Raw genomic sequence first — 17,552 nt, 5'->3', positions numbered from 1 at the left:
GTGCCTGCTGTGCACCGAGGGTACGTCACACCCGTCCGGCGGCGTCAGCCCCGACGCTCCTGCTTCTGCTTGTCCTCCACGCAGAGGGTGGCGCGGGGGAAGGCCTGCATCCTGGCCTTGCCGATGGGCTTCCCGCAGACCTCGCACAGGCCGTACGTGCCCGCGTCGAGCCGCTCCAGGGCGTGCTCGGTCTGCTCCAGCATCTCGCGGGCGTTGGCCGCCAGGGCCAGCTCGTGCTCCCGCGTGATGTTCTTGGTGCCGGTGTCGGCCTGGTCGTCGCCGGCGCCGTCGCCGGAGTCGCGCATCAGACCGGTCAGCTCCTCCTGCGAGTGGGCCAGCTCGCTGCGCAGCCGCAGCACCTCCGACTGGAGCTCGCTGCGGGCCTCGCTGACCTCCTCAGGGGTCCAGGGGTCCTCACCGGGCCGTACGGCGAGCTCACCGCTACGGGCCGGGGGCACCGCGGCCTCGCTCCCGGCCGTCGTGACGCCAACCGCGGTCTTCTTCGCTGCCACCGTCCTGGCTCCTGTCTTCCGGTTCTTCGGGGCGGCCTCACCGGCCGGGGCCGCCGTCTCTGGGGGCGCCGCCGTCTTCCCGGCGGCCTTCGTGGTGGCCGCCGCCTTCGTGGCGGCCGTCTTCTTCTCCGCCGTCTTCCTGGCAGCCGTCTTGTCGGCGGCCGGTTCGGTGGCGGCGGTCTTCGTCGCGGGCGTCTTCGTGGCGGGCGTCTTCGTGGCGGTCGTCGTCTTCCCTGCCGTCTTCTTCGCTGTGGTCTTGGTGGTCGTCTTGGTGGTGCTCTTCGTGGTGGTGGTGTTCGTGGTGGTGGTCTTCGTGCCCGGTGCCGCCGCGGTGAGGGCCGCCGTGTCCGCCGGATCGGCGGCGGGCGCGGGCGTCTTCCGGGCGGTCGCCTTCTTCGCCGGTGCCTTCTTGGCGGGCGTCTTCTTGGCGGGGGCCTTGCCGGCAGGGGCCTTACTGGCGGGCGCCTTCTTTCCCGGCGCCTTCCTGGCGGGTGTGTTGTTGGCGGATGCCTTCGTGGCGGGTGCCTTCGCCGCCTTCTTCGCGGGCGCGGTCGTCTTCGCGGGCGCGGACTTCTTCGCGGCCGGTGCCTTCGCGGCCGTGGTTTTCGTGGCCGTCGTCTTCCTCGCGGCGGTCTTCTTCGCCACCATGTCGCGGCCCCTTCACATTTTGTGATCTTGCTCGCGAATCGTGCTGGGACGATAAATCGGCCCAAGGCCCGCGGCAACGGGGCACGCCGCCCGTTCCGCCCGCCCCGGCGCCCTGCGGGGCGAGTCTGCATCGGTTGTGCCCAGCTCCCCGGCGGGTTATCCGTGCCGCCCCTCCCCCACTTGGCCGCAGCCGAAGTCCGCGCGGGGCCGTGTGGCCATTCGGGTCACCGGAAAAGCGGTCGGCCGACCCCGCCGGGGGCCCGTACACTGGGCTGAGCGAAAGGCTTGGATGGGGACGAGTAGCGTCGTACGCAGCCATGAGCGACCCGGGGACGGTGCGAGCCCGGGGGCGAGCCCGATGTGAAGCATCACCCCGGAGCTGCCGGAAGAAAGCCGCGGTCGATTCGGCCGTGGCCAGTAGAACCGGCGTCGCGACCCCAATGAGGGGGCTCAGGGCATCCGCCCGGGGCCAAGGAGGGTGGTACCGCGGGAGCAGTGCTCTCGTCCCTCCGGACGGAACGAGGCACATCCGCCGGAGGAAGATCGATGTCTTCGCAGTACCGCCAGGTACCCGCCCAGGTAGACCTGCCCGCGCTCGAGCACGCCGTGCTCGACTTCTGGCGCGAGAACAAGGTCTTCGCCAAGACCCTGGAGCAGTCCGAGGGACGCCCGGAGTGGGTGTTCTACGAGGGCCCGCCGACCGCCAACGGCATGCCCGGCGCCCACCACATCGAGGCCCGCGTCTTCAAGGACGTCTTCCCCCGCTTCCGGACCATGCGCGGCTACCACGTCGCCCGCAAGGCCGGCTGGGACTGCCACGGCCTGCCCGTGGAGCTCGCCGTCGAGAAGGAGCTCGGCTTCTCCGGCAAGAAGGACATCGAGGCGTACGGCATCGCCGAGTTCAACGCCAAGTGCCGCGAGTCCGTGACCCGCCACACCGACGCCTTCGCCGAGCTGACCACGCGCATGGGCTACTGGGTCGACCTCGACGACGCCTACCGCACCATGGACCCCTCGTACATCGAGTCGGTCTGGTGGTCGCTCAAGCAGATCTTCGACAAGGACCTGCTGGTCCAGGACCACCGCGTCGCGCCGTGGTGCCCGCGCTGCGGCACCGGCCTGTCCGACCACGAGCTCGCGCAGGGCTACGAGACGGTCGTCGACCCCTCCGTCTACGTGCGCTTCCCGCTGACCTCCGGCCCGCTCGCCGGCAAGGCCGCGCTCCTGGTCTGGACGACCACGCCGTGGACCCTGGTGTCCAACACGGCGGTCGCCGCCCACCCCGAGGTGACCTACTTGGTCGCCACGGACGGCGACGAGAGGCTGGTCGTCGCCGAGCCGCTCCTGGAGAAGGCGCTCGGCGAGGGCTGGGTGACCACCGGCGAGTCCTTCACGGGCAAGGACATGGAGCGCTGGACCTACCAGCGCCCCTTCGAGCTCGTCGAGTTCCCGGACACGGCCCACTACGTGGTCAACGCCGAGTACGTGACGACCGAGGACGGCACGGGTCTGGTCCACCAGTCCCCCGCCTTCGGTGAGGACGACCTCAAGGTCTGCCGCGCCTACGGCCTGCCGGTCGTGAACCCGGTCCGCCCCGACGGCACCTTCGAGGAGGACGTGCCGCTGGTCGGCGGCGTCTTCTTCAAGAAGGCCGACGAGGCGCTGACCGCCGACCTGGAGTCCCGCGGCCTGCTCTTCAAGCACATCGCGTACGAGCACAGCTACCCGCACTGCTGGCGCTGCCACACGGCGCTGCTGTACTACGCGCAGCCGTCCTGGTACATCCGCACGACCGCGGTCAAGGACCGGCTGCTCGAAGAGAACGAGAACACGAACTGGTTCCCGGACTCGGTCAAGCACGGCCGCTTCGGCGACTGGCTGAACAACAACATCGACTGGGCGCTGTCCCGCAACCGCTACTGGGGCACGCCGCTGCCGATCTGGCGCTGTGAGGACGACCACCTGACGTGCGTGGGCTCCCGCGCGGAGCTCTCCGAGCTGACGGGCACCGACCAGTCGGGCCTCGACCCGCACCGCCCGTACATCGACGAGGTCACCTTCGCCTGCCCCGCGGAGGGCTGCGGCCGGACCGCGACGCGCGTCCCGGAGGTCATCGACGCCTGGTACGACTCGGGCTCGATGCCGTTCGCGCAGTACGGCTACCCCTACCGGAACAAGGAGCTCTTCGAGAGCCGCTACCCGGCGCAGTTCATCAGCGAGGCGATCGACCAGACCCGTGGCTGGTTCTACACGCTGATGGCCGTCGGCACCCTCGTCTTCGACAAGTCCTCGTACGAGAACGTGGTCTGCCTGGGCCACATCCTCGCCGAGGACGGCCGCAAGATGTCCAAGCACCTGGGGAACATCCTCCAGCCGATCCCGCTGATGGACCAGCACGGCGCCGACGCGGTCCGCTGGTTCATGGCGGCCGGCGGCTCGCCGTGGGCGGCGCGCCGGGTGGGCCACGGCACCATCCAGGAGGTCGTCCGCAAGACCCTCCTGACCTACTGGAACACGGTCGCCTTCCAGGCGCTGTACGCCCGTACGTCCGACTGGGCCCCGAGCGCGGCGGACCCGGCCCCGGCCGACCGCACGGTCCTCGACCGCTGGCTCCTGTCCGAGCTGAACACGCTGGTGGCCGAGGCCACCGAGGCGATGGAGGCGTACGACACCCAGCGCACCGGCAAGCTCCTCTCGGCCTTCGTCGACGACCTGTCCAACTGGTACGTGCGCCGTTCGCGCCGCCGGTTCTGGCAGGGCGACAAGGGTGCCCTGCGCACCCTGCACGAGGTCGTGGAGACGGTCACCCGACTGATGGCCCCGCTCACCCCCTTCATCACGGAGCGGGTCTGGCAGGACCTGATCGTCCCGGTCACCCCCGAGGCCCCCGAGTCGGTCCACCTGGCGACCTGGCCGGAGCCGGACGCCGCCCTGGTGAACCCGGCCCTGTCGGAGCAGATGCTCCTGGTCCGCCGCCTGGTCGAGCTGGGCCGCGCCACGCGCGCGGAGTCGGGCGTGAAGACCCGCCAGCCGCTCTCGCGGGCGCTGGTGGCGGCCGCGGGCTTCGCTGACCTGTCCGAGGACCTCCAGGCGCAGATCACCGAGGAGCTCAACGTCTCCTCGCTCGCCTCCCTGTCGGAGGTGGGCGGCAGCCTGGTCGACACCACGGCGAAGGCGAACTTCCGGGCGCTGGGCAAGCGCTTCGGCAAGGGCGTCCAGGACGTGGCGAAGGCGGTGGCGGCGGCGGACGCGGCGGCGCTGGCGCTGGCGCTGCGCGGCGGCGAGGCGACGCTGGAGGTCAACGGTGAGCAGATCACCGTGACCCCGGAGGAGATCATCATCACGGAGACCCCGAGGGAGGGCTGGTCGGTGGCCTCGGACTCGGGTGCCACGGTCGCCCTGGACCTGGAGATCACGCCGGAGCTCCGCAAGGCGGGTCTGGCCCGTGACGCGATCCGTCTGATCCAGGAGGCCCGCAAGAACAGCGGCCTGGACGTCGCGGACCGCATCGCCCTCCGCTGGACCTCGACGTCGCCGGAGACCGCGGAGGCCCTCACGGCCCACGCGGCCCTGATCGCCGACGAGGTCCTGGCCACGGACTACGCGCAGGGCGAGGCCGACGCCACGTACGGCCAGGCCTTCGAGGACGAGTCGCTGTCGCTCGGCTTCCGCCTCCGCAAGGCGTAACCACGGACCGAGGGGCCCGGCACCGAACTCCGGTGCCGGGCCCTTCGCCGTCCCCGCCGCGGCGCACGGGCAGCCCGGAGCCACCACCGCCCGGGGTCGCGGGACGGGAGCCCCGCCCGGGTACGCCGAAGGGCCGGGCCCTGGTCTTCACCAGGGCCCGGCCCTTCAGGACTGCCGACGACGGCTACGCGTTCAACACGCGTTGATCCGCCGGCCTCAGTTGTCGTCCTCGTCGATCAGGAAGCCGCGCATCGGCGCCGGCGCCTGCTGCATCGGCTGCGGAGCCTGCGGGCGGACCGGAGCCATCGGCTGGGTCATCGCCGGGGACATCTGCTGCTGGCCGCCGTAGGACGGGGCACCGCCCATCGGGCTGTTGCCGCCGTAGGACGGGGCGCTCGCGCCGGCCGGGGCCATCGACGGGGACGGCGGAAGCGACGCGGCCGCCGGGGTGCGCGGCGGGGCCAGCGAGTCGTCGGCCTGGGTCTCCAGCTGACGCAGCTGGGACTCGAGGTACGACTTCAGACGCGTCCGGTACTCGCGCTCGAAGCCCCGCAGGTCCTCGACCTTGCGCTCGAGCGTGGCACGGGCGGACTCCAGGGAGCCCATCGCGACGCGGTGCTTCTCCTGCGCGTCCCGCTCCAGGGCGTCGGCCTTGGCGCGGGCGTCCCGCTCCAGGCCCTCGGCGCGCGAGCGCGCCTCGCCGACGATCTTGTTGGCCTCGGAACGGGCCTCCGCGATCGCCTGGTCGGCGGTCTGCTGGGCCAGCGAGAGGACACGCGCGGCGCTGTCGCCACCGGGGCCCTGCGGAGCCGGCTGCATCGGCTGCTGCTGCGGGTGACCCATGGGGCCGCCCTGCATCGGGCCGGGACCCATCGGACCGCCCTGCATCGGGCCGGGACCCATCGGACCGCCCTGCATCGGGCCGCCCTGCATGGGGCCGGCGGGCAGCGCGGGGGCACCGGACGGCAGCTGCGGCGGGCCCTGCATGGGGCCCTGCTGCTGGGCCGGCGGTCCGGATATGGCGGCGGGCACGGGGGCGCCGGGACCGACGGGACGATCCTGCGGCTCCGGCGGCTTGCGCATGCCCTGCTGCTGGTTCTGCGCGGCGGCACGGGTCGCCGCGGCCAGCTTGGCGCGCAGGTCCTCGTTCTCGCGGAGCAGTCGGGTCAGTTCGGCTTCGACCTCGTCGAGGAAGGCATCGACCTCGTCCTCGTCATAGCCTTCTCGAAGGCGGACGGTCGTGAACTGCTTGTTCCGCACGTCCTCGGGGGTCAGCGGCATCTCTTCTTCACCTCTACGTAGTCGTCGGCAGTCGGCAAGACCGTATCGTCCACAGAATCCTCCACCCTCACCTCGCGAAGCTGCTCACGACGGAGATCAGGATGTAGACGATGATCATCAGAACGAAGAAGGACAGGTCGAGTGCCACGCCCCCGAGACGCAGCGGCGGGATGAGCCGCCGCAGGAGCTTGAGCGGTGGATCGGTCACAGTGTAGGTGGCCTCCAGGACCACCACCATCGCCTTGCCGGGTTGCCATGACCGGGCGAACTGGAAGACGTAGTCCATGACCAGCCGGAAGATCAGCAGGACGAGGAAGCACATCAGCGCGATGTAGACCACCTGCAGTGCGACGCCCATCCCGCGGTTCCCTCTCCCCTGGCTCTCGTGCTCTCACTCGTCCGGCCGCACTCCGCGGCCGGGCCGTTCTCGGTCTCGTTCTCTCAGCTCTGGTTGAAGAATCCGCCCTCTGCGATGCGGGCCTTGTCCTCCGCCGTGACATCGACGTTAGCAGGCGACAACAGGAACACCTTCTGCGTCACGCGCTCAATGCTGCCATGGAGCCCGAACACGAGTCCGGCAGCAAAGTCGACAAGTCGCTTCGCGTCGGTGTCGTCCATCTCCGTGAGATTCATGATCACCGGGGTGCCCTCACGGAAGTGTTCCCCGATGGTACGGGCCTCGTTGTAGGTCCGCGGGTGCAGTGTGGTGATGCGGTACGGCTCCCGCTCGGACACGACCTTGGGCATGATCACCGGTGCGTTCTTCTCCAGGCTCGGACGTTCGGGTGTGATGGATGCCACGGGGGCAATTCGGGCAGGACGTCCGCTTTCCGCGTGTACCGGTACAGACTGAGCCACCGGCTCGCGCGGCGCCGGAGGCGTGACCACCCGCACCGGCTCCTCGCGCTCCACCTGGCGCGGAGGCTGGTGGTGACGCCGGTCCCGCTCGGGCTCGGGCTCCAGTTCGGGTTCGAAGTCGTCGTCGGGATCGAATCCCCGGCCGTCGTAGCCATCGTCCTCCACGAGGCCGAGGTAGACCGCCATCTTGCGCATCGCGCCGGCCATTCTCTGCATCCTCCGCTCTGTGGTGGATCGCCCTTACCGAATGTCGCAGTGTCACCAAGTGCCCGCGATCCACGGGTCCGTCCGCCTTCTCGGCGGAATGACCATATTTTCTGCTGTGGTCCGACTTGCTTCGCGACGTTACCCGAGCTTCGGGCGGACTCCGAGTACCGCCGTACCGATGCGCACGTGTGTCGCTCCGGCCGCGACGGCCTCCTCGAGGTCCGCACTCATGCCTGCTGACACCATGTTCGCAGTTGGACGGGTCGCGCGCAGGACAGTCGACAAATCCATCAGCCGCTCGAAGGCGGCCCGTTGCCGGCCCGCGTACGGGCCGGCGAGCGGCGCGACGGTCATCAGACCGTCGAGCCTCAGCGCGGGCGCGGCCTCCACCGCGGCCGCCAACTCCTCGATCCCGTCCGGGCCCACCCCGCCGCGCTCGCCCCGGTGGCCGGACTCGGCGTCGAGGGCGACCTGGATCAGGCAGCCGAGCTCCCGCCCCGCCTTCTCCGCGGCCGCGGAGAGAGAGGTGACGAGCTTCGAACGGTCGACGGACTGCACCACATCGGCATAACCCACCACGGAACGGACCTTGTTGGTCTGCAACTGGCCCACGAAGTGCCAGGTCAGGTCGAGATCCGCACAGGCGGCGGCCTTCGGGGCCGCGTCCTGGTCCCGGTTCTCGGCGACGTGCCGCACCCCGAGTTCGTGCAGGAGTCTGACGTCGCTCGCGGGGTAGGTCTTGGTGACCACGATCAGGGTCACGTCCTCCCGCGCCCGCCCGGCGGCAGCGCACGCGGCGGCGATGCGCTCCTCCACCTGGGCGAGGTTCGCGGCGAGTTCCGACTTGCGGTCCGTCATATCTCTTCTCAGATCAACCAGACATATCCCGCGAGTCGCCCTGTCGTGCGATCGCGGCGGTACGAGTAGTGGTCGCGGGACTCCAGGGTGCAGACCCCGGCGTCCTCGACGTCCCGGACGCCGAGACGCTCCAACTGGGCGCGCACTCCGGCGGCCACGTCGACGGCCGGGGTTCCCCAGCTCGTCTCGGCGTGGGCGGCCGGCTCGACCGCGGCCACCTCGGCGCGCATCGCCTCGGGCACCTCGTAGCAGCGTCCGCAGACCGAGGGTCCGGTGCGGGCGGTGATGCGGGAGGCGTCGGCGCCGAGCTCGGTCATCGCCTGCACGGCGGCGGGCACGACGCCGGCCGTCATTCCGGGCCGCCCGGCGTGGGCGGCGGCCGCGACCCCGGCGACGGGATCGGCGAGCAGGACCGGGACGCAGTCCGCGGTGAGGACGGCGAGGGCGAGTCCGCGGGTGGCGGTCACGATCGCGTCGACCGAGGGGACCGCGTCGGACCCGCCGCTCCAGGGGCCCTCGACCACGGCGACGTCGGCGCCGTGCACCTGGTTCATCCAGACGACCCGCGCCGGGTCGAGCCCGAGCTCCTCCGCCGCCAGCTTCCGGTTGGCCCGTACGGCCGTCGGCTCGTCGCCCACCGCGCCGCCGAGGTTGAGCTCCTCGTACGGAACGGCGCTCACTCCGCCCCACCGGTCGGTGAAGGCGAAGTGCGCGCCGTTCCTCTCGTCACGCTGCCCTATCAAGGCGTCACTTCAGGAAGTCCGGGACATCCAGCTCTTCGGCCTGGGTGTCCGGGTACGGGCGGGCCGGCGGGACCACCGGCGGCGCGACGGGCGGCAGCGAGGTCTCGCCGACGGCCGGCGCGGGCTCGGCGGGGGCGGCCGGCTCCTCGCGCGGCGCCACCGTGCCCAGTCCGCCGAGCGGGCGGGGGGTCTCGGTGGCGCGGGGCGCCGGGGCGGGCTCCTCGCGCTTGGCGGAGACCGAGCCGATGATGTTGTCGCGGCGGGCCGGCGGCTGGCCGCCGTCGAAGCCGGCGGCGATGACGGTGACCCGGACCTCGTCGCCGAGGGCGTCGTCGATGACGGCGCCGAAGATGATGTTCGCCTCGGGGTGGGCGGCCTCGCTCACCAGCTGGGCGGCCTCGTTGATCTCGAAGAGACCGAGGTCGCTGCCGCCGGAGATGGACAGCAGCACGCCGCGGGCGCCGTCGATGGACGCCTCCAGGAGCGGCGAGGAGATCGCCATCTCGGCGGCGGCCACGGCGCGGTCGTCGCCGCGGGCGGAGCCGATGCCCATGAGCGCGGAACCGGCCTCGGACATGACCGACTTGACGTCGGCGAAGTCGAGGTTGATGAGACCCGGGGTGGTGATGAGGTCCGTGATGCCCTGGACACCGCTGAGCAGCACCTGGTCGGCCGACTTGAAGGCGTCGAGCACGGAGACCTGGCGGTCCGAGATCGAGAGCAGCCGGTCGTTCGGGATGACGATGAGGGTGTCGACCTCTTCGCGGAGCTCGGCGATGCCGTCCTCCGCCTGGTTGGCGCGGCGGCGGCCCTCGAAGGTGAACGGGCGGGTGACCACGCCGATGGTGAGGGCGCCGAGCGAGCGCGCGATGTTGGCGACGACGGGCGCGCCGCCGGTGCCGGTGCCGCCGCCTTCGCCGGCGGTGACGAAGACCATGTCGGCCCCCTTGAGGACCTCCTCGATCTCCTCGCGGTGGTCCTCTGCCGCCTTGCGGCCGACGGCCGGGTTGGCCCCGGCCCCGAGGCCGCGGGTGAGTTCACGGCCGACGTCGAGCTTGACGTCGGCGTCGCTCATCAACAGCGCCTGCGCGTCGGTGTTGATGGCGATGAACTCGACGCCCTTGAGACCGACCTCGATCATTCGGTTGATGGCATTGACACCACCGCCGCCGACACCGATGACCTTGATGACTGCGAGGTAGTTCTGCGGTGCTGCCACGTCGAAGGCCTCTCGCCTCGAGTTACGTGTCGCCGCTCCGCGGTGGTTAGGCGCGTTGCTGACGACGGATGCCGATTGGGACGGTCCATGACGCCGACCCAAACCCTAACGTTGAAGTTTAGGGTTACCAGTGTCTCTGTTCGCTGGACTCTTCCGAACAGGACACTAAGTCGACAAGTGGCGCACGTTCAACGAACACGCCGAACCTCCCGTTTTTCTTTTCACCCTATGTGATCACCCGTAGCGCTGGCCAACCAGGGTGCTGGCCAGCGCAGATGAGCGTCAACTTCCCGACGACGCGGGTGCGGTGGGGGCACTTACATCGAAGTGCCCCGCTTTGGGAGTCGCTTTCATCAGCGCGGTGAGAACGCGGGCCTTCACGGGACCGTCCTCGCCGCTGCCCCAGAAGACGCTGCGGCCCTTGCCGAGTTCCAGAGTGATGGAGTCGAACGACGTGATCCGGACGACACGGACGTCCTGGGCGATTTTCTCCGGGAGTTCGCCCGTCACGCCTACCGCGGCCTTCAGCAGCCGCTCGGTGCCGAAGCGGCGCAGGCTCGGGGAGGCGGCGGCGTCGAGGACCAGCCGGGGGACGCCGCGGGGCGGGGTGGAGACGGTGGCGAACCGTACGCCTCCCGCGTCCACTTCATCGTATTTCCGGCCGTTCTGGAGCAGCAGGACCGGCCGGCGTTCCGTCACTTTCAGACCGATTCCGTGCGGCCAGGACCGGACGACGTCCACGCTGTCGATACGGGGAAGTTCCTCGCGCAGCCGGGCCTCGATGGCCTCGGTGTCGACCGAGACCAGCGGCGCGCCGAGGGGTACGGCGGCGATCCGCTCGACCTCGTCCCGGGTGAGCACCTTCGTGCCGGAGGTGCTCACCTTCTCGACCCGGAACCAGCCGGAGCCGTAGAGCGCCCAGATGACGCCGGCCGCCAGGAGGACGGCCCCGAGGGCGATCAGAAGCAGCCGCGGGCCGGGCACCCGGAACTTCCGGGCGCCCGGCCGGGACGGCTGCCGCGGCGCCGCCTTGGACCTGCTCGTTCCACTCTTCTCGGCGGTCGTCGGTCCGGCTGCCACGGTGGCGTCTCCTGCCTGTTGCCTCTGCTCGGCGCGGCGCGCGCTACGCCTGTCGGCGGGCGGCGATCGCCTCGTACACCATGCCGACGAGCAGGTCGTCGGCGTCCCGGCGGCCGAACTCGGCGGCGGAGCGGGACATCTCGTACAGGCGGTGCGGATCGGCCAGTACGGGCAGGACGTTGGCCTGCACCCACTGCGGCGACAGTTCCGCGTCGTCGACGAGGAGTCCACCGCCGGCCTTGACCACCGGCTGGGCGTTGAGCCGCTGTTCGCCGTTGCCGATCGGCAGCGGGACGTAGGCGGCCGGCAGTCCGACGGCGGAGAGCTCGGCGACGGTCATCGCGCCCGCGCGGCAGAGCATCATGTCGGCGGCGGCGTACGCGAGGTCCATCCGGTCCACGTACGGTACCGGCACGTACGGCGGCATTCCGGGCATGTTGTCGACACGCGGCAGTTCGTTCTTCGGGCCGACCGCGTGCAGGATCTGGATGCCGGAGCGCTGGAGCACCGGCGCGATCTGCTGGATGACCTCGTTGAGCCGGCGTGCGCCCTGCGAGCCGCCGGAGACCAGCAGGGTCGGCAGGTTCGGGTCGAGGCCGAACGCGGCGCGCGCCTCGGGGCGCACGCGGGCGCGGTCGAGGGTCGCGATGGAGTGGCGCAGCGGGATGCCGATGTAACGGGCGTTCCGGAGCTTGGAGTCCGGGGTGGCGACGGCGACCCCGGCCGCGTAGCGCGAGCCGATCTTGTTGGCCAGGCCGGGCCGGGCGTTGGCCTCGTGGACCACGATCGGCACGCCGAGCCGCTTGGCGGCCAGATAGCCGGGCAGCGCCACGTAGCCGCCGAAGCCGACCACGCAGTCCGCCTTGGTGCGCTCCAGGACCTGCTCGGCGGCCTTGATCGTGCCGCGCAGCCGTCCGGGGACGGTGATCAGCTCGGGGGTGGGCTTACGGGGCAGCGGCACGGCCGGGATGAGCGCCAGCTCGTAACCGCGCTCGGGGACCAGCCGGGTCTCCAGGCCCTTCTCCGTGCCCAGCGCCGTGATCCCCACGGAGGGATCCTGCCTGCGCAGGGCGTCCGCGAGGGCGAGCGCGGGCTCGATGTGACCGGCGGTACCTCCGCCGGCGAGTACGACATGCACCGAAATTCACCGCTCTCCGGACGGACGCTTCTTGACGCGCCGTCGCATCGACTTCCATCTCCCCCCGACCCGCTTGCCCCATCCGGGGCGCCGCATGGCCAGGGCCGCTTTCGCGGCGGGTTCCTGTCGCGCGAAGGCGATCAGGAGCCCGACGGCGAACATGGTCGGCAGCAGGGCCGACCCTCCGTAGGAGAACAGCGGGAGCGGGACTCCGGCGATCGGCAGCAGACCGAGCACCGCACCGATGTTGATCACGGCCTGGGCCGTGATCCAGGTGGTCACGCCTCCCGCGGCATACCTGACGAAGGGGTCCTCCGTACGTCCGGCCACGCGGATACCCGCATAGCCTAGAGCCGCGAACAGGGCCAGCACCGACAGCGTCCCCGCCAGGCCCAGTTCCTCCCCGGTGACGGCGAAGATGAAGTCGGTGTGCGCTTCAGGGAGTTGGCCCCATTTTTCCACACTTGCCCCGAGTCCGGAACCGAACCATCCGCCCGAGGCCAGGGCGTAGATTCCGTGCGCTGCCTGCCAGCACGGGTCCCCCGCGCCGCCCGGGTCGCTGGCGCCGAGGCAGCCGAAGCGCTCCAGGCGGTGCGGGCTGGTCTTGATGAGCAGCACGCCGATCACGCCGGCGACGGCGAGCACCCCGACGAACAGCCGGGTGGGCGCGCCCGCGGTCCACAGCAGGCCGAACAGGATCGCCGTGAGAATGATCGCCGTGCCCATGTCACCGCCCAGCATGATCAGGCCGAGCAGCAGGAACGCGCCGGGCACCAGCGGCACCAGCATGTGCTTCCACTGGGTGAGCAGCTTCATGTCCTGTTTGCGGGCCAGCAGGTCGGCGCCCCACAGGATCAGCGCGAGCTTGCCGAACTCGCTGGGCTGGAGCATGAACGGTCCGCCCAGCGAGATCCAGTTCTGGTTGCCGCCGACCGCGACCCCTATCCCGGGGATCTGGACGAGCACCATCAGGAAGATCGCGCCGACCAGGATCGGATAGGCGAGCGCCCGGTGCAGCTTCACCGGCATCCGGGAGGCCAGGAACAGCAGCCCGGCGCCGAGCAGCGCCGCGAAGAACTGCTTGCGGAAGAAGTACGAGGGCACCAGGTCGTAGCGGAGCGCCGTGATCATCGAGGCGGAGTAGACCATCACCAGGCCGAGCGCGGTGATGAGCAGTCCGGCGCCGACGATCACGTAGTACGCGGTGAGCGGCCGGTCCCAGGCCCGGCGGGCCCGCTCGTAGAGCCCCCGCACCCCGCCCGCGCGGCGCTTCCCGGGGGCCGCGGGGGCGCGGCCGGCGCCGCGTACGGCGGCCGGCCGGCGTGTCCCGGCGGTTCTGCTCGGCATGGTCGCTGTCCCCTCCAGTCGTGTCCGGCGCGGCCGGACCTCCTTGCTGGTCAGGTCAGGCGTCGCCGGTGGCGGCGAGGGCGCGGACGGCGTCCGCGAAGGCCTCGCCCCGCTTGTTGTAGTTGGCGAACATGTCCATCGACGCGCAGGCGGGGGCCAGCAGGACCGTGTCCCCCGGCCGGGCGAGCGCGGCCGCCTCGCGGACCGCCGCGGACATCGCCCCAGTGTCGGTCCGGTCGAGGTCCACCACCGGGACCTCCGGGGCGTGTCGCGCCAGGGCTTCGCCGATCAGCGCCCGGTCCTGGCCGATCAGCACGACGCCGCGCAGCCGCTTCGCGGACTTCTGCACGAGCTCGTCGAAGGTCGCTCCCTTGGCGAGGCCGCCGGCGATCCAGACGATCGGGTCGTAGGCCGCCAACGAGGCTTCCGCCGCGTGGGTGTTGGTGGCCTTGGAGTCGTCGACGTAGGTGACGCCCTGGATCTCCTCGACCAGTTCGATGCGGTGCGGGTCGGGCCGGAAGGCCCGCAGTCCGTCCCGTACGGCCTTCGGCTCGACGCCGAAGGCGCGGGCGAGGGCGGCCGCGGCGAGCGCGTTGGCGATGTTGTGCGGGGCCGGCGGCTGGACGTCGGAGACCTGGGCCAGCTCCTGGGCGTTCTTCTGCCGGTTCGGGACGAAGGCCCGGTCGACGAGGATGTCGTCGACCACGCCGAGCTGGGAGGGGCCGGGCGTGCCGAGGGTGAAGCCGATGGCCCGGCAGCCCTCCTCGACGTCGGCCTCGCGGACCAGGTCCTCGGTCACCCGGTCGGCCACGTTGTACACGCAGGCGACCCGGTTGCCCTCGTAGATCCGGCCCTTGTCGGCCGCGTAGGCCTCCATGGAGCCGTGCCAGTCGAGGTGGTCGGGCGCCAGGTTGAGCACGGCGGCGGAGTGGGCGCGCAGGCTCGGCGCCCAGTGCAGCTGGTAGCTGGAGAGCTCGACGGCGAGCACGTCGTACTTCTCCTCGCCGAGCACGGCGTCGAGGAGCGAGACGCCGATGTTGCCGACGGCCGCCGTCCGCAGGCCCGCCGCCTCCAGGATGGAGGCGAGCATCCGCACGGTCGTGGTCTTGCCGTTGGTGCCGGTGACCGCGAGCCACGGGGCCGCGTCCGGGCCGCGGAGCCGCCAGGCCAGCTCGACGTCGCCCCAGATCTCCACGCCGGCCGCCTCGGCGGCCTGGAAGAGCGGCTTGTCGGGCTTCCAGCCCGGCGCGGTGACGACCAGCTCGGTGCCGGGCGGCAGGGTCGCCCCGTCACCGAGGCGGACGGTGATCCCCTCCGCCTCCAGCTCGGCCGCCTGCGCCCGGGAGCGCTCGTCGTCGCCGTCGTTGACGACCGTGACGACCGCGCCGAGCCCGTGCAGGACGCGGGCGGCGGGGATGCCGCTCACGCCGAGCCCGGCGACGGTGACGTGCTTGCCCTGCCAGTCCAGCTGTGCGCTCACTTTTCGGATGCCCATCCGGCGTAGAAGATGCCCAGGCCCACGATCACGTAGATGCCCTGGATGATCCAGAAGCGGACGACGACCAGGACCTCCGACCACCCCTTGAGTTCGAAGTGGTGCTGGAGGGGCGCCATCCGGAAGACGCGCTTGCCCGTCATCTTGAAGGAGCCGACCTGGATGACCACGGACATCGTGATCATCACGAAGAGGCCGCCGAGGAGGGCGAGCAGCAGCTCCGTACGGGAGCAGATGGCGAGACCGGCCAGCGCGCCGCCGAGGGCCAGCGAGCCGGTGTCACCCATGAAGATCTTGGCGGGAGAGGTGTTCCACCACAGGAAGCCGAAGCAGGCGCCCATCAGCGCGGAGGCGACGACCGCGAGGTCGAGGGGGTCGCGCACCTCGAAGCAGGCGTTCGGGTTGGTGAGGTCCATCGCGTTGGCGCAGGACTCCTGGAACTGCCAGAGCCCGATGAACGTGTACGCGCCGAAGACCATCACCGAGGCGCCGGTGGCCAGGCCGTCCAGACCGTCCGTCAGGTTCACGCCGTTGGACATGGCCAGGATCATGAAGAGCGCCCAGACCACGAACAGCACCGGGCCGATGGACCAGCCGAAGTCGGTGATGAAGGAGAGCTTCGTGGAGGCCGGCGTCTGGCCCCGCAGGTCGGCGAACTGCAGCGAGAGCACGGCGAAGGCGATGCCGACGATCAGCTGGCCGGCCATCTTCGCCTTGGCCCGCAGACCGAGCGAACGCTGCTTGACGATCTTGATGTAGTCGTCGAGGAAGCCGACCAGACCCATGCCGGCCATCAGGAACAGCACCAGGACGCCCGAGTACGTCGGGTCCTCGCCGGTGATGACCTTGGCCAGGGCGTACGCGATGAGGGTGGCCAGGATGAAGGAGATGCCGCCCATGGTGGGCGTGCCCTTCTTCCCGAGGTGGCCGCGCGGGCCGTCGTCGCGGATGAACTGGCCGTATCCCTTGCGGGCGAGCAGCTTGATGAGCAGCGGGGTGCCGATCAGGGTCAGGAAGAGCCCGATGGCCCCCGCGAAGAGGATCTGCCTCATCGGCCGGCCGCCTCACCCTCGGCGGTGTTCTCGAGCAGTGCCAGGGCGACCCGCTCCAGACCCACCGACCTGGAAGCCTTCACCAGGACGATGTCCCCCGGGCGCAGCTCACTGCGCAACAGGTCGACCGCCGCCTGCGCGTCGGACACGTGCACCGACTCCTCACCCCACGAACCCTCGTTATAGGCGCCCAGTTGCAGCCAGGACGCTTCCCTGTCCCCGACCGCGACGAGCTTGCTGACGTTGAGCCGGACGGCGAGCCGTCCGACCGCGTCGTGCTCGGCGAGCGACTCGTCTCCGAGCTCGGCCATCTTGCCGAGCACCGCCCACGTACGGGAACCCCGGTCCTGTGCGGACCGGCCCATGGCCGCGAGCGCGCGCAGCGCGGCTCGCATGGACTCGGGGTTCGCGTTGTAGGCGTCGTTGACGATCGTCACGCCGTCCGGACGCTCGGTGACCTCCATGCGCCAGCGCGACAGGGTGCCTGCCTCGGAGAGCGCGGTGGCGATCTCCTCGACGGGCATGCCCAGCTCATGGGCGACGGCGGCCGCGGCGAGCGCGTTCGACACGTGGTGCTCACCGTACAGGCGCAAGGTCACGTCGCTGCACCCGGTGGGTGTGTGAAGCCTGAAAGAGGGCTGTCCGGTTTCTGTGAGCCGGACGTTCTCGGCACGTACGGCCGCTTCGTCCGCCTCTCCGAACAGGGTGACCCGCGCCTTGGTGCGGCTCGCCATGGCCCGGACGAGCGGGTCGTCCGCGTTGAGGACCGCGACGCCGCCGTCCTCGGCGGCCGGCAGGGACTCGACGAGCTCGCCCTTGGCGATGGCGATCTGCTCGCGACCGCCGAACTCGCCGATGTGGGCGGTGCCGACGTTGAGCACCAGTCCGATGCGGGGCGGGGTGAGGCCGGTGAGGTAGCGGATGTGGCCGATTCCGCGCGCACCCATCTCCAGGACGAGGTGGCGGGTTTCGTCGGTGGCCGTGAGCGCGGTGAGCGGCAGGCCGATCTCGTTGTTGAGCGATCCCGGCGTCCACACGGTGGGCGCGTGCCGCTGCAGGACCTGGGCGATCAGGTCCTTGGTGGAGGTCTTGCCGGCCGAGCCGGTGAGGGCGACGACATCGGTGCCGAGGCGTTCGACGACCGCGCGGGCGAGGGCCCCGAGCGCCGTCTGGACGTCGTCGACGACGATCGCGGGCACGCCGACGGGGCGGGTGGCCAGCACGGCCGCCGCACCCGCCTCGACGGCTCGCGTCGCGTAGTCGTGGCCGTCGACGCGTTCGCCGGCGAAGGCGGCGAACAGGCTGCCGGGCTTCACCTCACGGGAGTCGATGACGACCGGGCCGGTGATCCGGATGGCCGGATCCGGTATGTCGTGCGGCCGCCCGCCGACGATTTCGGCGATCTCGGCGAGGGAGAGGGCGATCAC

Annotated in this window: 15 protein-coding genes; 2 read left to right on the top strand and 13 right to left on the bottom strand. The window is 70.9% G+C overall.

Translation table 11 applies throughout. From position 1 onward, the window contains the following. Window positions 1–44: 44 nt before the first annotated feature. Window positions 45–512, bottom strand: coding sequence for a TraR/DksA family transcriptional regulator (locus ACFVGS_RS28235; RefSeq protein WP_384423003.1), 468 nt, complete (start codon window positions 510–512; stop codon window positions 45–47). Between the two features lie 91 nt (window positions 513–603). Here ACFVGS_RS28235 and ACFVGS_RS28230 point away from each other — a divergent pair, with 91 nt between their 5' ends. Both ACFVGS_RS28230 and ileS read left to right on the top strand, forming a co-directional pair. Further along, window positions 604–1,185, top strand: a complete 582-nt coding sequence (locus ACFVGS_RS28230) for a hypothetical protein (protein WP_385694364.1) — start codon at window positions 604–606, stop codon at window positions 1,183–1,185. Window positions 1,186–1,706: 521 nt separating this feature from the next. Beyond that, complete coding sequence (ileS, locus tag ACFVGS_RS28225; RefSeq protein ID WP_385694362.1) at window positions 1,707–4,847, top strand: isoleucine--tRNA ligase; 3,141 nt, start codon at window positions 1,707–1,709, stop codon at window positions 4,845–4,847. 216 nt (window positions 4,848–5,063) lie between these two features. Here the strand turns inward: ileS and ACFVGS_RS28220 are convergent, their stop codons facing one another. From ACFVGS_RS28220 to murF, 12 genes are all read right to left on the bottom strand, one after another. After that, a complete protein-coding gene (locus tag ACFVGS_RS28220; protein ID WP_385694359.1) occupies window positions 5,064–6,128 on the bottom strand; it encodes a DivIVA domain-containing protein in 1,065 nt (354 codons plus the stop codon). Window positions 6,129–6,195: 67 nt separating this feature from the next. Further along, the gene (locus ACFVGS_RS28215; RefSeq protein ID WP_361164094.1) at window positions 6,196–6,486 is read right to left on the bottom strand and encodes a YggT family protein; all 291 of its coding nucleotides are present in this window, start codon (window positions 6,484–6,486) and stop codon (window positions 6,196–6,198) included. A gap of 83 nt (window positions 6,487–6,569) precedes the next feature. After that, entirely contained in the window at window positions 6,570–7,193 is a 624-nt protein-coding gene (locus ACFVGS_RS28210) for a cell division protein SepF (protein WP_128982254.1), read from the bottom strand. 138 nt (window positions 7,194–7,331) lie between these two features. Then, entirely contained in the window at window positions 7,332–8,051 is a 720-nt protein-coding gene (locus tag ACFVGS_RS28205; RefSeq protein ID WP_384422069.1) for a YggS family pyridoxal phosphate-dependent enzyme, read from the bottom strand. Window positions 8,052–8,059: 8 nt separating this feature from the next. After that, window positions 8,060–8,794 (bottom strand): peptidoglycan editing factor PgeF, encoded by a 735-nt coding sequence (pgeF, locus tag ACFVGS_RS28200; protein WP_384422067.1) that lies wholly within the window; start codon window positions 8,792–8,794, stop codon window positions 8,060–8,062. Between the two features lie 4 nt (window positions 8,795–8,798). After that, window positions 8,799–10,013: a cell division protein FtsZ gene (ftsZ, locus tag ACFVGS_RS28195; RefSeq protein ID WP_384422066.1), complete on the bottom strand. Its 1,215-nt coding sequence runs from the start codon at window positions 10,011–10,013 to the stop codon at window positions 8,799–8,801. A gap of 282 nt (window positions 10,014–10,295) precedes the next feature. Further along, complete coding sequence (locus tag ACFVGS_RS28190) at window positions 10,296–11,093, bottom strand: cell division protein FtsQ/DivIB (protein ID WP_384422064.1); 798 nt, start codon at window positions 11,091–11,093, stop codon at window positions 10,296–10,298. A gap of 43 nt (window positions 11,094–11,136) precedes the next feature. Next, window positions 11,137–12,231 (bottom strand): undecaprenyldiphospho-muramoylpentapeptide beta-N-acetylglucosaminyltransferase, encoded by a 1,095-nt coding sequence (gene murG, locus ACFVGS_RS28185; RefSeq protein ID WP_384422063.1) that lies wholly within the window; start codon window positions 12,229–12,231, stop codon window positions 11,137–11,139. A gap of 6 nt (window positions 12,232–12,237) precedes the next feature. Beyond that, window positions 12,238–13,578 (bottom strand): putative lipid II flippase FtsW, encoded by a 1,341-nt coding sequence (gene ftsW, locus ACFVGS_RS28180; protein ID WP_384422062.1) that lies wholly within the window; start codon window positions 13,576–13,578, stop codon window positions 12,238–12,240. Window positions 13,579–13,633: 55 nt separating this feature from the next. Continuing rightward, window positions 13,634–15,073, bottom strand: coding sequence for a UDP-N-acetylmuramoyl-L-alanine--D-glutamate ligase (gene murD / locus ACFVGS_RS28175; RefSeq protein ID WP_385694352.1), 1,440 nt, complete (start codon window positions 15,071–15,073; stop codon window positions 13,634–13,636). Beyond that, window positions 15,055–16,125: a phospho-N-acetylmuramoyl-pentapeptide-transferase gene (gene mraY / locus ACFVGS_RS28170; RefSeq protein ID WP_384422058.1), complete on the bottom strand. Its 1,071-nt coding sequence runs from the start codon at window positions 16,123–16,125 to the stop codon at window positions 15,055–15,057. The genes murD and mraY overlap by 19 nt, the downstream gene beginning before the upstream one ends. After that, window positions 16,122–17,552: a UDP-N-acetylmuramoyl-tripeptide--D-alanyl-D-alanine ligase gene (gene murF, locus ACFVGS_RS28165; protein ID WP_384422056.1), complete on the bottom strand. Its 1,431-nt coding sequence runs from the start codon at window positions 17,550–17,552 to the stop codon at window positions 16,122–16,124. The genes mraY and murF overlap by 4 nt, the downstream gene beginning before the upstream one ends.

It is taken from the genome of Streptomyces sp. NPDC127114, from assembly GCF_042677525.1.
Lineage (GTDB): Bacteria > Actinomycetota > Actinomycetes > Streptomycetales > Streptomycetaceae > Streptomyces.
This window is presented reverse-complemented; position numbering and strand designations above follow the sequence as displayed.

Bases quoted from the DNA above. Each gene is read 5' to 3' on its own strand.
- mraY (WP_384422058.1), bottom strand. From the start codon at position 16,125: ATGAGGCAGATCCTCTTCGCGGGGGCCATCGGGCTCTTCCTGACCCTG.
- ACFVGS_RS28220 (WP_385694359.1), bottom strand. From the start codon at position 6,128: ATGCCGCTGACCCCCGAGGACGTGCGGAACAAGCAGTTCACGACCGTC.
- murD (WP_385694352.1), bottom strand. From the start codon at position 15,073: ATGGGCATCCGAAAAGTGAGCGCACAGCTGGACTGGCAGGGCAAGCAC.
- ACFVGS_RS28210 (WP_128982254.1), bottom strand. From the start codon at position 7,193: ATGGCCGGCGCGATGCGCAAGATGGCGGTCTACCTCGGCCTCGTGGAG.
- ftsW (WP_384422062.1), bottom strand. From the start codon at position 13,578: ATGCCGAGCAGAACCGCCGGGACACGCCGGCCGGCCGCCGTACGCGGC.
- ACFVGS_RS28205 (WP_384422069.1), bottom strand. From the start codon at position 8,051: ATGACGGACCGCAAGTCGGAACTCGCCGCGAACCTCGCCCAGGTGGAG.
- ACFVGS_RS28215 (WP_361164094.1), bottom strand. From the start codon at position 6,486: ATGGGCGTCGCACTGCAGGTGGTCTACATCGCGCTGATGTGCTTCCTC.
- ileS (WP_385694362.1), top strand. From the start codon at position 1,707: ATGTCTTCGCAGTACCGCCAGGTACCCGCCCAGGTAGACCTGCCCGCG.